At 67.3% G+C, this 15,581-nt stretch carries 13 protein-coding genes; 11 read left to right on the forward strand and 2 right to left on the reverse strand.

Annotation, left to right across the window (positions count from 1 at the left end):
• The first annotated feature begins 94 nt into the window (after positions 1 to 94).
• Complete coding sequence (locus tag NLR35_RS24105; protein ID WP_257169028.1) at positions 95 to 3,847, forward strand: tetratricopeptide repeat protein; 3,753 nt, start codon at positions 95 to 97, stop codon at positions 3,845 to 3,847.
• A 299-nt stretch (positions 3,848 to 4,146) separates the two neighbouring features.
• Here the strand turns inward: NLR35_RS24105 and fliP are convergent, their stop codons facing one another.
• Both fliP and NLR35_RS24115 read right to left on the reverse strand, forming a co-directional pair.
• On the reverse strand, positions 4,147 to 4,902 hold the full coding sequence (fliP, locus tag NLR35_RS24110; RefSeq protein WP_006614450.1) for a flagellar type III secretion system pore protein FliP: 756 nt from the start codon (positions 4,900 to 4,902) through the stop codon (positions 4,147 to 4,149).
• The gene (locus NLR35_RS24115; protein WP_257169029.1) at positions 4,899 to 5,936 is read right to left on the reverse strand and encodes a flagellar biosynthetic protein FliO; all 1,038 of its coding nucleotides are present in this window, start codon (positions 5,934 to 5,936) and stop codon (positions 4,899 to 4,901) included. The genes fliP and NLR35_RS24115 overlap by 4 nt, the downstream gene beginning before the upstream one ends.
• A gap of 357 nt (positions 5,937 to 6,293) precedes the next feature.
• Between NLR35_RS24115 and flgB the strand changes: the two genes are divergently transcribed.
• The 10 genes from flgB (at position 6,294) to NLR35_RS24165 (ending at position 15,489) form a co-directional block, all read left to right on the forward strand.
• Positions 6,294 to 6,701 carry a flagellar basal body rod protein FlgB gene (gene flgB / locus NLR35_RS24120; RefSeq protein ID WP_257169030.1) on the forward strand — a complete coding sequence of 136 codons (408 nt, stop codon included), beginning with the start codon at positions 6,294 to 6,296 and terminating at the stop codon, positions 6,699 to 6,701.
• Positions 6,702 to 6,730: 29 nt separating this feature from the next.
• Positions 6,731 to 7,156, forward strand: coding sequence for a flagellar basal body rod protein FlgC (gene flgC / locus NLR35_RS24125; RefSeq protein WP_006614994.1), 426 nt, complete (start codon positions 6,731 to 6,733; stop codon positions 7,154 to 7,156).
• A gap of 16 nt (positions 7,157 to 7,172) precedes the next feature.
• Positions 7,173 to 7,529 (forward strand): flagellar hook-basal body complex protein FliE, encoded by a 357-nt coding sequence (gene fliE, locus NLR35_RS24130; protein ID WP_257169031.1) that lies wholly within the window; start codon positions 7,173 to 7,175, stop codon positions 7,527 to 7,529.
• Positions 7,530 to 7,669: 140 nt separating this feature from the next.
• Positions 7,670 to 7,933: a flagellar biosynthesis protein FliQ gene (gene fliQ, locus NLR35_RS24135; protein WP_257169032.1), complete on the forward strand. Its 264-nt coding sequence runs from the start codon at positions 7,670 to 7,672 to the stop codon at positions 7,931 to 7,933.
• 233 nt (positions 7,934 to 8,166) lie between these two features.
• A complete protein-coding gene (gene fliR, locus NLR35_RS24140; protein ID WP_257169033.1) occupies positions 8,167 to 8,934 on the forward strand; it encodes a flagellar biosynthetic protein FliR in 768 nt (255 codons plus the stop codon).
• A gap of 14 nt (positions 8,935 to 8,948) precedes the next feature.
• On the forward strand, positions 8,949 to 10,028 hold the full coding sequence (gene flhB, locus NLR35_RS24145; RefSeq protein ID WP_257169034.1) for a flagellar biosynthesis protein FlhB: 1,080 nt from the start codon (positions 8,949 to 8,951) through the stop codon (positions 10,026 to 10,028).
• A 155-nt stretch (positions 10,029 to 10,183) separates the two neighbouring features.
• Positions 10,184 to 12,754, forward strand: a complete 2,571-nt coding sequence (gene cckA / locus NLR35_RS24150; RefSeq protein ID WP_257169035.1) for a cell cycle histidine kinase CckA — start codon at positions 10,184 to 10,186, stop codon at positions 12,752 to 12,754.
• A 155-nt stretch (positions 12,755 to 12,909) separates the two neighbouring features.
• The gene (locus NLR35_RS24155) at positions 12,910 to 13,878 is read left to right on the forward strand and encodes a Tim44 domain-containing protein (protein ID WP_257169182.1); all 969 of its coding nucleotides are present in this window, start codon (positions 12,910 to 12,912) and stop codon (positions 13,876 to 13,878) included.
• Between the two features lie 161 nt (positions 13,879 to 14,039).
• Positions 14,040 to 14,726 (forward strand): lectin, encoded by a 687-nt coding sequence (locus NLR35_RS24160; protein WP_257169036.1) that lies wholly within the window; start codon positions 14,040 to 14,042, stop codon positions 14,724 to 14,726.
• 58 nt (positions 14,727 to 14,784) lie between these two features.
• A complete protein-coding gene (locus NLR35_RS24165; RefSeq protein ID WP_257169037.1) occupies positions 14,785 to 15,489 on the forward strand; it encodes a glutathione S-transferase in 705 nt (234 codons plus the stop codon).
• Positions 15,490 to 15,581: the final 92 nt, after the last annotated feature.

Genomic DNA, 15,581 nt, shown 5'->3' on the forward strand with positions numbered 1-15,581 from the left:
TAATGCGCCCTTAAACGCCGAATCCTAAACTTCCGGCGTGGCGGGGCAGGCGTATCCGTCAGTCCTGCGGATGTCGAACTGGAAGCTTGTGACCATGGCGCGCACGTCTCCCCTCGGATTGCGGTCGAAGGCCCGTGCGCGCGTGCGCGCCGGCCTCGCTTTGCTGTCGGCGATCGTCATTGGTCTCGTGCTGTCGACGGTCGCTGCCAGTGCGGCGCCGGTTCCCGGCGAGGCCAGCCTGTCGGCCCAGAACGGCTATGCGCGGCTGGTCTTGAAGTTCGCCGAGGACGTGAGCGCCGACGTCACGACCGCAGGCTCGATCCTGCTGATCCGCTTCGATCGTCCCGCCAGCGTTCCGATCGACCGCTGGGTCGATGCGGCGCCCGACTACATCTCCTCGGCGCGCGGCGATCCCGACGGCTCGGCGCTGCGGCTGTCGCTGTCGCGCAAGGTGCGCGTCAACACCATGACCGCGGGCGAGCGCGTCTTCATCGATCTCTTGCCGGACAGCTGGACCGGAGCGCCGCCGCCGCTGCCGGCCGAGGTCGTGCGCGAGCTCGCCGAGCGTGCCCGAGCGGCCGAGAAGGCGCTGCGGCTGCAGCGCGCCGAGGCGGAATCGAAGAAGCGGCCGCCGATCCGCGTCCGCGCCCTGGTGCAGCCGACCTTCGTGCGCTTCGTGTTCGAGATCCCGGACGGCGTCGGCATCTCCTCGGTCATGAACGACCAGAAGATGTCGCTGTTCTTCTCGGCGCCGCTCAGCTTCGATCTCGCCGACGCCAAGATCGTGTCGCCGCCGAACGTCGCCGCGATCAACCAGCGCATCGACGGCACCAAGACCGTGCTCGAGATCGGCCTGATCGGCGAGGTCGACGTCCACGCCTTCCGCGAGGACAAGAACTACAACATCGACATCGCTTATCAGCAGCCCGACAAGAAGGTCGCGGCGGTCTCTTCCGATACGCTGCCCGGCGCCAAGGCGGCCGCCGCCGAGAAGCCCAATGGCGAGAAGCCGAACGGCGAAAAGCCCAAGGCCGCGGCGCAGCCTGAGATCGTCCAGCCGACCTCCGAGACCATTGCCAAGGAGATGAAGGCGGAGGCCAAGCCCGCGATCGCAGCGCCAGCGACCGAGCCCGCAGCCGAGCCCAAAGCGGATGCCGCGCCCGAGATGGCCAAAGCCGAGCCCGCCAAAGCTGAGCCCATGAAGGCCGAGGCTGCGAAGACCGAGATGGCCAAGGCAGAGACGGCCATGCCCGAGGCCATGAAGCCCGAGCCGGCCAAACCTGAAGCAGCCAAGCCCGAAGCCAAGCCTGAAGCAGCCAAGCCTGAAGCCAAGTCCGACTCCAAGCCGGAAGCCGCCAAGCCGGCGGAGAAGCCCGCCGAGAAGGCGGCGAATGGCGCCGCAACGCTGGAGGCGCTGCGTGACAGCGAGGGCCTGCGGCTCACCTTCGGCTTCGGCCAGGTCACGCCGGCAGCGCTGTTCCGCCGCGGCGACACGGTGTGGATGGTGTTCGATTCGACCAAGCCTGTCGACGTCGAGCCGATCCGCGCCAAGGGCGGCGCCATCATCGGCGAGGTCAACCGGATGCCGCTCGACAAGGGCCAGGCGATCCGCATCCGCCTCAACCGGCCGCAGATGCATTCGCTCGGCAGCGACGACGGCGGCCGCAGCTGGACCTTGTCGTTCGCCGACAAGGGCCTGACCAGTCAGCAGCCGCTGATGGTGATGCGCAACGTCACCGATCCCGCGCTCGCCAATGTGATGATCCCGCTCGCCAACCCCGGGGCCGGGATGCTGCACCGGCTGACCGATCCCGACGCCGGCGACACGCTGCTGGTCGTCACGGCGCCGCCGCCGATCCGGGGCTTCATCAAGCGCCAGGACTTCGTCGATCTGTCGCTGCTCGATTCGATTCACGGCATCGCGGTGCGTCCGAACTCGGACGACGTCGCCGTCGAGATCGCCCCCGACAAGGTGATCCTGGGCCGGCCGGGCGGTCTGACGCTGTCCTCCATCGGCTTCTCGCCGGAGCGGGCGCCGACCGCGGTCAGGCCGATGTTCGACATCGACGAGTGGCAGCAGAACCAGACCCAGCCCTTCGTGCCGCGCCAGGATCTGCTGATCAAGGCGGCGGCAAGCGCCGAGCCGGAGCGGCGCGCCCAGGCGCGGCTGGCGCTGGCGCGCTTCTACATGGCGCGCGGCATGTATCCGGAGGCGCGCGGCATCACCAATCTGATGATCTCGGACGACGATCCGCGTACCGACGAGACCGCGATGCTGATGATCCATGCGGTCGCCAGCATCCTGATGGGACGTCCGGATCAGGGCCTCAAGGATCTCGCCACCTCCTCGATCGGCAACAATTTCGACTCGCAGATGTGGAAGGGCCTCGCCTTTGCGCGGCAGGGCAAGTTCGCCGACGCCCGCGAGAAGCTGAAGAATGTCGAGTTCGCGATCGCCTCGCTGCCGCTCGACCTGCAGCGGGTCGTGATCGCGGATGCGATGAAGTCGGCGCTCGAGATCAAGGATTTTGCCGGCGCCGCCAAGCGCCGCGCCGAGCTCGACGTGATCGGCGTGTCCGCGGACATGAAGCCCGACGTGGCCGTGCTGCGCGGCCGGCTCGCCGAGGCGATGGCGCAGGAGAAGGATGCGCTCGACGAGTATCGCGTCGCCGTCAACTCCAACGATCGCATGGCCGCGGCCGAGGCCAAGCTGTTCGAGATCAAGCTCTTGCAGAAGCGCGGCGAGATCAAGCCGGCGGATGCGCTGAAGGAGCTCGAGACCCTGCAGGCGACCTGGCGCGGCGACGCCATCGAGGTCCAGACGCTGCAAATGATGGCGCAGGCCTACGAAGAAGCCGGGCGCTATGCGGATTCGCTCGAAGCGGCGCGCCAGGCCACGCGGCTGATGCCGAACTCCGACATGGCGCGCCAGGCCCAGGACGCGGCGCAGCGGCTGTTCTCGCAGCTGTTCCTGAGCGGCAAGGCGGACGAGCTGCCGCCGGTCGACGCGCTCAGCATCTTCTACGGCTTTCGCGAGCTGACCCCGATCGGCCGGCGCGGTGACGAGATGATCCGCAAGCTGGCCGACCGTCTCGTCGGCATCGACCTGCTCGACCAGGCCGCCGAGCTCCTCCAATACCAGGTCGACCACCGTCTCGAAGGCGCCGCGCGCGCCCAGGTCGCCGCGCGCCTCGCGATGGTCTACCTCACCAACCGCAAGCCCGACCGCGCGCTGGAAGCGCTGCGCACCACCCGCATTGCCGATCTCTCCGGCGAGCTGCGCCAGCAGCGCCTGCTGCTCGAGGCCCGCGCCAACAGCGACATCGGCCGCCACGATCTCGGCCTCGACATCATCACCAATGTCGCCGGCCGCGAGGCGATCCGGCTGCGCTCGGACATCTACTGGGCGTCGCGGCGCTGGCGCGAGTCGTCCGAGCAGATCGAGCTGTATTACGGCGACCGCTGGCGCGATTTCCGCCCGCTCAATCCGGCCGAGCGCGGCGACATCCTGCGCGCCGTCGTCGGCTATGCGCTGGCGGACGATGCCATCGGCCTGGCGCGCTTCCGCGAGAAATATGCACCGTTGATGACCGGCGAGGCCGACAAGCTCGCCTTCGACGTCGCCAGCAAGCCGGCCAGCGGCTCCAGCGCCGAGTTCGCCCAGATCGCCAAGATGGCGGCGGGTGTCGACACGCTCGACGGCTTCCTGCGCGACATGCGCGCGCGCTTCCCCGATGCGACCGGCAAGGGACCGGACGCCGGCAAGGATGCCGCCAGGGCCCCGTCGGAAGCGACCGGCACCTTGCCGCGCATCCAGGGCGTCAAGCAGGCGATCGCGGGCCGCTGAGCGCAGCGGAGAGCTGATCAGACGGCGAACTTCGGTCGATGCCTTGAACGTCGAGCGAACTACTTCTCCTCTCCCTGAGGAATTCGCCGCAGGCGGGCGTCTCGAAGGGCGAGGCCTCGGCCAGGGCCTCATGGTTCGAGACGCGCCTGCGGCGGTCCTCGCCATGAGGAGTTGGCACCCAAGGGGGTCCTGCACACGGACCATGAGCACGCCGAGAGGCGTGTTGATGGAGGGGGAAAGAGCGAGGCCAGCTTTGTCCGGACGCTTGCCTTGTCGCGATGCGACTGGTTGCGTCCGCCTTATCCCCCGTAGCTCTGCACCAGGCTTCCCGCCACCAGCGACCAGCCGTCGACCAGGACGAAGAAGATCAGCTTGAACGGCAGCGACACCACCACGGGCGGCAGCATCATCATGCCCATCGACATCAGCACCGAGGCGACGACGAGGTCGATGATCAGGAACGGCAGGAACAGCAGGAAGCCGATCTCGAAGGCGCGCTTGAGCTCGGAGATCATGAAGGCCGGCACCAGGATGCGCAGCGACAGGTCATCCGGCGTTGCCGGCGGCGCCTCGCCGGAGAGGTCCACGAACAGCTTGAGGTCCTTCTCGCGGACGTTCTTCTGCATGAAGCCGCGCAGCGGCACCGAGGCGCGCTGGAGCGCGTCCTCGACGGTGATCTGGTTCTCGATCAGCGGCCGGATGCCGTCATCATAGGACTTCTGCAGCACCGGGCCCATCACGAAGGCGGTCAGGAACATCGCCAGCGCGATGATGACCGTGTTGGGCGGCGCAGTCGCTGTGCCCATCGCCGTGCGCAGCAGCGACAGCACCACCACGATGCGCGTGAACGACGTCATCATGATCAGGATCGACGGTGCGATCGACAGCACCGTCAGCAGCGCGATCAGCTGGATCGCGCGCTCGGTCACGCCGCCACCGCCGGCACCGCCGAGATTGATACTGATGTCCTGCGCAGCCGCGCTCCCCGCGAACGCACCGGCGGCAATCAGGACAGCAATGAAGACAACTCTACGCGGGAGGCTGCGCGATCTCACTGAGACGACTTCGGACGTCCGAGCAGCGAGGCCATCTCGTCCTCCAGGTTCTCGAAGCTGGTCTTGGCCGGCGCGGCTGCGGCGGGCATCGGCTCGTTGCGGGCAGGGCGGAGCGTCGGCGGGCCCCCTGCGGGAGGAGCTTCGGCCGTCGGACGCCGCAACGCGGCCTCAAGGCGCTGCGCCATCTCCGCGAGATTGGCTTCGGCGCTCTGATCCACCGGCGCGGGCGGCGGCGGTGGAGGCGCGGGCGGGGCAGGTGGAACCGGCGCGGCCACCCGCTCGGGCTGCTCGATCCGTTCCGCCCGTTCGGCGGCGCGGACCGGCGGCAGCCGGGGGCCTTCGGGCGGGCGCGGGGCTTCGGCCTGGCGCTGCGGCTCTGCGGCCCGCAACGGGCGCGGCATCATCGGCTCGCCACGGGGCGCGCCGCGCTCGGGACGCGGCTCCATCCGCGGCTCGTCGCCGCTCCGCGGCTCTGGGCGGACCTCCGGACGGGGCCCGGGACGACGCGGCGGGATCGGCGGCTCGGGCGGGAAGGAGGGCTGCGGTTCGCGCCGCTCGGCGGCTGCCGGCGCGGTCCTGCGGACCTCGTCGATGAACGACGGACGCTGCGGCCGGGGCGGCAGTTCCGGAACCGCCGGCTCGGACAATTCCACGGGCTCCGGCTTCGGCTCGTTGTCGCTCCAGGCCGGGACCTCCGGCGCAGGCGCGATGCGCGCGGCCGGCGGCTCGGCATTGATGCCGGGCCGCTGCGGCAGCTGCTCGCGCGCCGGCATCGCGCGCACGATGTTCGATTCGACGACGATGTCGCTCGGGCCGCCGATCATCAGGAGATGCTCTATGTTATCACGACGCACCAGCACGAGGCGGCGGCGGCCGTCCACAGCGGCGGCATCGATCACCGCGAGCCGGGGCATGCGGCCGCGATTCGGGTTCGTGCCGAGGCGGTTGCCCGCGAATCGCCGAACCAGCCATGCGGCCAGGCCAATCAGTGCCAGCACGGCTACGAATGCAAAAAAGAACGTCAGCGCCTGCATCTCTGTCCCCGGCAAATACCGCGTCCTTTCGAAGTCTCTCCTGTGTCCAACGCGACAGCGTCAGTGAACGAGGCCTTCAGAACCGGAACCAACCCGTTAACGCAAAACGGCAGGAAGTGCCGCTTGGTATCTTAATAACCCATGAATCGGCCGGGCCAAAATGACTTCTTGGCCGCGTCCTCCGTCCCGAATTGATGCATGGCTGCACGCCGGGGCCGCCACTTTCCTAAGAAATCGTCAAAACCCCGGGATAGTCCCGGGGTGCAGCGCATCGTTTCTTAACTGTTCATTAACCATACGCACGGCAATTTCTACCTACCGAAAACGTCCGGTAGTCGGACACAACCGAGCGACGCCATGTCCATCAACGATCTTCCCGTGCTGTCGGCGTTGCGCACCAAGATGCAATGGCACCAGGAGCGACAGCGTGTGCTGTCGGAGAACGTATCCAATTCGGATACGCCCAACTTCAAGCCGAAGGATCTGGTCGAGCCGAAGTTCAATTCGACGGGACAGGCCGTGGGCGGCTTTGCCGCGCTCCCGCTGACGCGCACCAGCACCGCGCACATCGCGCCTTCGTCGGGCGACAGCGCGAGCTTCGACCAGAATCGCAAGGTCGGATTTCAGACGAGGCCCGCCGGCAACGCCGTCAGCCTCGAGGAGGAGATGCTCAAGGTCTCCGCCAACCAGATGGACTATGCGGCGGCGACTTCGCTCTACGGCAAGAGCCTGCATCTGTTGAAGACGGCGATCGGCAAGGGCTGAGCCGGAGTTAAGGACGGAGACCGACAAGCATGGCAAACGACTCCAGCGATTTCCTGCGCTCGATGAGCATCGCGACGTCAGGCCTGCGTGCGCAGGCCGGGCGGATGCGCGTCATTTCCGAAAACATCGCCAATGCCGATTCGACCGCCGCCAAGGCCGGCGGCGATCCGTATCGCCGCAAGGTCCCGACCTTCACCACGGCGCTCGACCGCGCGCTCGACGCCAAGGTCGTCGCGCTCGGCAAGGTGGTGCCCGATCAATCTTCGTTCCGCGTCAAATACGACCCCAGTAACCCGGCCGCGGACGCGTCCGGCAATGTCAAGTACCCCAACGTCAATCCGCTCATCGAGATGACCGACATGCGTGATGCACAGCGGTCCTACGAGGCGAATTTGAACATCATCGGCGCCACGCGCCGCATGATTCAACGCACACTCGACATTCTGAAGACCTAGGACAGGAACGAAAGTCATGGCCTCCCCAATTTCCGCAGCGAATGCCTATGCGAATTCCGCCCGCGTGCTCGACACCAGCGGTTCGGGCAATGCCTTCGGCGGCCTTGCGCGTGTGCGCGATGTTCTCGGCAACGGTGCCGGGGCCGACAAGGGTGGTCCGTCGTTCAGCTCGGTGCTGAAGGATGCGATCGGCAGCGTCGTGGAGAGCGGACGCAAGTCCGACAGCCAGGCGGTCGCGATGGCCTCGGGCAAGGCCAACGTGATGGATGTCGTCACCGCGGTCGCCGAGACCGACGTGGCGGTGTCGACCCTGGTCTCGGTGCGCGACCGCGTGATCCAGGCCTATGAAGACGTGATGAAGATGACGATCTGAGCTCGCTTCCGATCGGATCGGACGTGACGCGAGAGGGCACGCGTCACGTCACGCGAGGTGCGGTGCCGGCTGATGCCGGGGCCGGGTGTAGAGGCAAGGGCGCCTGATCAGGTGCCGACGACCATGAGGGGCGACAGGACATGACCGGAGCTGAAACGCTCGACGTGGCGCGCGACGCGATCTGGACCATCGTGCTGGTGTCCTCGCCGCTGATGGTGGTCGGGCTCGTGGTCGGCGTGGTGGTGTCGCTGTTCCAGGCGCTGACGCAGATCCAGGAGCAGACGCTGGTGTTCGTGCCGAAGATCATCGCGATCTTCGTCACGCTGCTGCTGGCGCTGCCGTTCATGGCCGATGCGCTGCATCAGCACATGATGCGGATCTCGTCGCGAATCATCGGCGGATGAGGCAATGTCCGGTGCGGCAGAGCCGTCCTTTGCAAGGGCGCTGCGACCGGTCGTGAGGGGCGGCGCGGGGGGGCGCTGCTGCTTTCGACCGGGCGCGAGCGGCCTTTGCGCTCGGCTCTTCTCTGATCGCCGCTCTCTGGTCGCCACTTCGCTGGTCGCCAATCGGGAGGCGATCGATTCGCAGGCCGGCCTGCCGCTCACCTTTGCGGCCGTCCGGGCCGGGACCGCCGACGATGCGCATCGACATCTCGTTTCTTCCGACGCTGGCGGCCGCGTTCATGCTGGCCTTCGCCCGCATCGGCGCGATGGTGATGCTGATGCCGGGGTTCGGCGAGGTCAACATCCCCGTCCGCATCAAGCTCGCCATCGCGCTGCTGCTGACGATGGTCGTGCTGCCGCTGCACCGTCAGGCCTATCAGATCGATCTGCAGGCGATCTCGCCGCTCGTCGTCATGATGGTGCACGAGATCCTGATCGGGATCGTGCTCGGCGCGACCGCGCGGGTGACGCTGTCGGCGCTGCAGGTCGCGGGCTCGGTGATCGCCCAGCAGATGGGGCTCGGCTTCGTCACCGCGGTCGATCCGACGCAAGGACAGCAGGGCGTCCTGATCGGCAACTTCCTCACCATGCTCGGCGTGACCTTGCTGTTCTCGACCGACAGCCATCATCTGGTGATTGCGGCGCTGAGCGACAGCTACAAGATCTTCGCGCCCGGCGAGTTGATTCCGAGCGGCGACGTCGCCTCGCTGGCGACCAAGGCGTTTGCCGGCGCCTTCAAGATCGGGCTGCAATTGTCGGCGCCGTTCCTGGTGTTCGGTCTCGTCTTCAACATCGGGCTGGGTGTGCTGGCGCGGCTGATGCCGCAGATGCAGGTGTATTTCGTCGGCGCGCCGCTCTCGATCCTGATCGGCTTTCTCATCTTCGCGGCGGTGCTGACGGCGATGATGGGCTCGTTTCTCGGCTATTTCGAAGGCGTCCTTCACGAGATGATGCCGCGGTGAGGGGAGCCTGACCGATGGCCGATGAGGGCGATTCCGAGGACAAAACAGAAGACCCGACGCAAAAACGTCTCGACCAGGCGCTCGAGCGCGGCGACGTCGTCAAGAGCCAGGAACTCAACACCTGGTTCGTGATCGCGGCCGCGACGCTCGTGATGTCGATGTTCTCGGGCTCGATCGGCGCCGCCGTGCTGGTGCCGATGCGCAATCTGATCGCCAATTCCTGGATGATCCACACCGACGGCGCCGGCCTGCTGGCGCTGGCGCGCAGCCTGTCGTTCACCGTGATCGCGGCCATCGGCGTGCCGATCCTGATGGTGATGCTGGCGGCGATCGCCGGAAACATGATGCAGCACCGCCTGGTGTGGTCGGGCGAGCCGCTGAAGCCGACCTTCAGCAAGATCTCGCCGCTCTCCGGCGCCAAGCGGCTGTTCGGCAAGCAGGCGGCTGCGAATTTCGCCAAGGGCGTCTTCAAGCTCGTGCTGCTCGGCACGGTCATGGTGATGATCCTGTGGCCGGAGCGGCTGCGCCTGGAATCGCTGCTGCATCTCGACGTCAGCGAACTGCTCGGCGTCACCATCTCGCTGACTAAGCATCTGATGGGCTCGGTGGTCGCATTGCTCGCGCTGGTCGCGATCGGCGACTATCTGTTCCAGTACCGCCAATGGTACGAGCGCCAGAAGATGTCGCTGCAGGAGATGAAGGAGGAGTTCAAGCAGTCGGAAGGCGATCCGCACGTCAAGGGCCGCATCCGCCAGATCCGCCAGCAGCGCATGAAGAAGCGCATGATGGCCGCGGTTCCCAAGGCCTCCGTGATCATCACCAACCCGACCCACTACTCGGTCGCGCTGTCCTACGAGCGCGGCATGTCGGCGCCGGTCTGCGTCGCCAAGGGCGTCGACAACATCGCCTTCAAGATCCGCGAGATCGCCAAGGCCCACGACATCCCGATCGTCGAGAACGTGCCGCTGGCGCGCGCGCTGTATGCAACCGTCGAGATCGATGAGGAGATCCCGGTGGAACATTATCACGCGGTGGCGGAGATCATCGGCTACGTGATGGGGCTGCGGCGCAACCTCTCGGGGCGGCCGCGATGACAACCGAGCAGGTCCCGGAACGGGCCGCAAAATACGGATAAATCATGGAATATCGGCTTGACGGGCTTGCGCTTGACCCGTCGATTCAGGCAGGTGGAAGCGGGAGCCGCGTGAACGGGCTGGGGCTCCTAGCCGACAGGTCGCGTCCTCACGCCATGAGCGTCGATAAAGACAACGAAGCATCACCGGACCAGGTGAGCCTGCCGGAGCGGCCGCGCCGCAGCGGCAGCATTCTGCTGATCCTGTTGGTGGCGTTCGGCCTCGTCGCGGTGGCGATCGCGCTGATGACGATCGGCCGCAACCAGGCGCAGCCCTATATCCTCGGCCTGCTGTCGCTGCTCGCCACCGTCGGCCTGTTCAACCTGTTCGCCTTTGCCGCCGGCATCGTCCGCTTCGCCGACAAGGCGGTCGATGATCCCGTGATGGGCGCGATCGCCGATCACGCCTTCGACGGCCTCGCCGTGACCGATGCGCGGGGCCATGTGGTCTATGCCAACGCCGCCTATCTCAGCATGACCGGCGCTGCGGGGCCGCAGGAGGCGCGCCCCGTCGAGCGCGTCTTCATCGGCAATCCCGACGTTTCGGAGGCCGTGTTCCGCCTGCTGAAGGCCGCGCGCGAGGGCAAGCGGCAGCAGGAGGAGGTGCGCATCACCGCAGCCGAGGGCGGCCAGGGCCGCTGGCTGCGCATGCGCGTCCGCCCGCTCGGTCAGACCAAGCGCTACGCCCGCTACGCCGTGTGGTCGATCGCCGACATCACCCGGGATCGCGAGCGCCAGGAGGACGTATTCCAGGAACTGCAGCATGCGATCGAGTATCTCGACCACGCGCCCTGCGGTTTCTTCTCGGTCAATCCCGAAGGCAGCCTCGTCTACGTCAATGCGACGCTCGCCAACTGGCTGGACTACGATCTCGCCGAGATCGGTTCCGGTGGGCTCAAGCTCGTCGACGTCGTCTCCGGAGACGGCGCTTCGCTGCTGACCTCGATCGTCGCGGTGCCCGGCGAGGTCCGCACCGAGGTGTTCGACATCGACCTGAAGATGCGCGGCGGCAAGACCATGCCGGCGCGGCTCTATCACAAGCTCGCCTTCGGCGCCGACGGCAAGCCCGGCGCCTCGCGCACCCTGGTCATCAGCCGCGCCCGCGACGAGCGCTCCGATCCGGAGCGCGCCGCCGAGGTGCGCTTCATGCGCTTCTTCGACCACACGCCGATGGCGATCGCGACCGTCGACCGCGGCGGCGCCGTGGTGCGCGCGAATGCGCGCTACGCCAAGCTGGCGCAGAGCGTCAGCGGCGACGTCGCCGCGGCGAAGTCGATCTTCCGCACCGTCAGCCAGCGCGACCGGCATCTCCTGATCGCCGCGATCAACCAAGCCTCCGAAGGCCAGGCGGACATTCCGCCGGTCGAGGTGATGCTGGAGGGCGCCAAGGAGCGCTTCGGCCAGTTCTTCGTCACCGCCGTCGACGAGGACGAACGCGAGACCGAAGCCGCCATCGTCTATCTGCTCGAGACCACCGAGCGGCGGGCGCTGGAGAACCAGATCAACCAGTCGCAGAAGATGGAGATGGTCGGCCAGCTCGCCGGCGGCATCGCCCACGACTTCAACAACGTGCTCTCGGCCATCATGATGGCCAACGACTTCCTGCTGAACGCGCACAAGCCGACCGACCCGTCGTTCCAGGACATCATGCAGATCAAGCAGAATGCGACGCGCGCCGCCACGCTCGTCCGCCAGCTGCTCGCGTTCTCGCGCCGCCAGACCCTGCGCCCGCAGGTGCTCGATCTCGGCGATGCGCTGTCGGATCTAACCATGCTGCTGCGCCGCCTCATCGGCGAGAAGGTCAAGCTCGATCTCGCCCATGGCCGCGACCTCTGGCCGGTCAAGGTCGACGTCTCGCAGTTCGAGCAGGTGATCGTGAACCTCGCGGTCAACGCCCGCGATGCGATGCCCGATGGCGGCAAGCTCTCGGTGCGCACCGCCAACGTCTCGGCCGAGGAAGCCGCGCAGGGCGGCTACAAGGGCATGCCGGTCGCCGACTACGTCAAGATCGAGATCAGCGATACCGGCACCGGAATTCCCGCTGAAATCCGCGAGAAGATCTTCGAGCCGTTCTTCTCGACCAAGGAGGTCGGCAAGGGCACCGGCCTTGGCCTGTCGACCGTCTACGGCATCATCAAGCAGACCGGCGGCTTCATCTACGTCGACAGCGAGCTCGGCAAGGGAACCTCGTTCCAGATCTTCCTGCCGCGCCATCACGTCGTGCCCGAGGTCCAGGCCGAGCCGCAGGCTGTCAACGGCGCCGCCAAGGAGGCCGCTCCCGCTGCCGAGGCGCCGAAGCCGCGCGCCGACCTGACCGGGCAGGGGACGATCCTGCTGGTCGAGGACGAGGAGGGCCTGCGGGCGCTGAACGCGCGCGGCCTGCGCTCGCGCGGCTACAGCGTCATCGAGGCTTCCAACGGCATCGAGGCCATGGAGGCGCTGGAGGAGTGCAACGGCGAGCTGGATCTCGTCGTGTCGGATGTCGTGATGCCGGAGATGGACGGGCCGACGCTGTTGAAGGTGATGCGGGAGAAGAATCCGGACATCAAGATCATCTTCGTCTCGGGCTATGCCGAGGATGCGTTCGAGAAGAGCCTGCCGGAGAACCAGCAGTTCGCCTTCCTGCCGAAACCCTTCACGCTCAGCCAGTTGGTGGCCGCGGTGAAGGAAACAATGGCGCCGCAATAGGTTACCGGAAGGGCCGGACAAGGCAGGCGAGCGGGTTCATCCCGCGACCCAGAGCCGCAGCCGCGCGGCTTCGTGCCGCCTTCCTTTTCGGTCCGGACTGCCCATCTTACGGGCATCCCCATTCCGGGGGCTTATGGGAAACGAAGATGAGCTTCATGCAGCGCAAAAGCGGCCTCCTCAAGGCGATGGCCGTGGCCCTTTCATTGGCGCTGCCGACGGTGCTCGCCGTCTCGGCGGCCGACGCCCGGATCGGCGGCGGCTCCAGCTCGGGCTCCCGCGGCACGCGTACCTTCTCCGCGCCGCCTCCGACCGCAACCGCGCCGGGATCGGCGTCGCAGTTCAACCGCACCATCACCCAGCCGGGCCAGCCCGGCGGCTTCAATCAGGCTGCGCCGTCGCGCGGCGGCCTGTTCGGCGGCCGCGCCGGTGGTCTCCTGGGCGGTCTCGCCGCCGGCTTCCTCGGCGCCGGTCTGTTCGGCATGCTGTTCGGCGGCGGCCTGTTCTCGGGCCTCGGCGGTTTCGCCTCGATCATCGGCCTGATCCTGCAGGTCCTGCTCGTGGTGCTGGTCGTGCGGTTCGCGATGGCCTGGTGGCAGCGCCGCAACCAGCCGGCCTACGCAGCCGGTCCGGCACCGGCTGATGGCCAGCAGAGCTTCCGTTCGGGCCTGAGCGGCCTCGGTGGCGGCTTCGGTGGTTTCGGTGGCGGCAGCAACCAGCCGCCGCTGCAGATCCAGCCGGCCGACTATGAGGCGTTCGAGCGGCTGCTCGGCGACATCCAGTCGGCCTGGTCGAACGAGGACGTCGGCCGCCTCCGCCTGCTGTCGACGCCCGAGATGGCCTCGTATTTCGAGCGCGATCTCGAGCAGAACCAGGCCCGCGGCGTGGTCAACAAGGTCACCGGCGTAAAGCTCTTGCAGGGCGATCTTTCGGAGGCCTGGCGCGAGAACGGCGCCGACTACGCCACGGTGGCGCTGCGGTTCACACTGGCCGACAAGACCATCGAGCGCGCCTCGGGCCGCGTGGTCGACGGCTCCGACCAGCCGCAGGAGGCCACGGAGGTCTGGACCTTCCTGCGTCACCCCGGCGCCGACTGGCAGCTGTCGGCGATCCAGCAGGTCGGCTGAGCGAACGGCAGGAATGATCATCAGGCGCCGCGGAGCCATCCGCGGCGCCTTTGCTTTGCCCTCGTGCCGGCGGAATAATGCGGGCGGAAATGGGTTCCACAGCGAGACACGACATCGCGCCCAAGCGATGCGCCGGCATCACGTCCACGAGGGAGGACACCATGACATCGATCCGCAGCTTCATGATCGCGAGCGCGCTGCTCGCCGGTACCTCGCTCGCGCCCGGCCTGATCGCGCCCGCGTCGGCCGACAGCGCCGACATGAGCTTCTTCCTGACCAGCAACGGCCCCGGCCAAGGCGGCAATCTCGGCGGCCTCGCCGGCGCAGACAAGCATTGCCAGAGCCTGGCGCAGGCGGCCGGCGCCGGCGCCAAAACCTGGCGCGCCTATCTCTCCACCCAGGCGGCCGACGGCCAGCCGGCGGTCAATGCGCGCGACCGTATCGGCAAGGGCCCGTGGCAGAACGCCAAGGGCGTTGTCATCGCCAAGGACGTCGCCGATCTGCACAGCTCCTCGAACAATCTCAGCAAGCAGACCGCGCTGAGCGAGAAGGGCGAGGTCGTCAACGGCCGCGGCGATACGCCGAACCGCCACGATGTGCTGACCGGCTCTCAGGCCGACGGAACCGCGTTCGCCGCCGGCGAGGACCGCACCTGCCGCAACTGGACCAGCGCGACGCAAGGCGCGGCCATGGTCGGCCATTCCGACCGCATCGGCCTGCGTGACGACGAGCCGTCGAGATCATGGAACAATTCGCATCCCTCGCGCGGCCCCGACGGCGGCTGTTCGCAGGCCGACTTGAAGAGCACCGGCGGCGACGGCCTGCTATACTGCTTCGCGGCGAACTAACGACCCGCGTCCCGTCTCCGTCGCACCACGTATGGGCGCATCGCATTGAGGGTGGCCCATGCGCTACGAGCTGTACTACTGGCCGATGATTCAGGGCCGCGGCGAATATGTCCGGCTCGCGCTGGAGGAGGCTGCGGCCAGCTATCGCGACGTCGCGCGGGAGGAGGGGATCGCGGCGATGACCGCGATGCTGGAGGCGGACAGCGCCACGCCGCCCTTCGCGCCGCCGTTCCTCAAAGCAGGGCGCCTCGTCATCGGCCAGACCGCCAACATTCTGTTGTTCCTCGGCGCCCGCCATGGCCTCGCGCCGAAGGCCGAGCCGGGCCAGTTCTGGGTGCACCAGCTGCAGCTCACGATCACCGACTTCGTCGTCGAGATCCACGACACCCATCACCCGCTCGGCCCGACGCTCTATTACGAGGACCAGCGCGCGCCCGCCAAGAAGCGGACCGCTGAGTTCTGGAGCGAGCGGGTGCCGAAATTCCTCGGCTATTTCGAGCAGCTCCTGGGCAGGAGCGGCGGCGCCTACGTCACCGGCCGACGGCTCACTTACGTCGACCTGTCACTATTCCAGATCATCGCCGGCCTGCGCTATGCGTTTCCGAACCGGATGGCCGCGTTCGAGCGCAACATCCCCGGCCTCGTCGCGCTGCACGACCGCGTGGCGGCGAGGCCGAACATCGCAGCCTATCTCGCAAGCCCCCGCCGCATCCCCTTCAACGAAGACGGCATCTTCCGCCACTACAAGGCGCTGGATGACTGAGAGCTGAGTGTGCTGACGCGTAGTTAGCAGCGTTCATTTAGTGCCTATGACGGCCCCTCCGCAGCAAGGTGCGCAGTGCGCTCCCTCTCCCC

It is taken from the genome of Bradyrhizobium sp. SRS-191 (assembly GCF_024586915.1).
GTDB lineage: Bacteria > Pseudomonadota > Alphaproteobacteria > Rhizobiales > Xanthobacteraceae > Bradyrhizobium.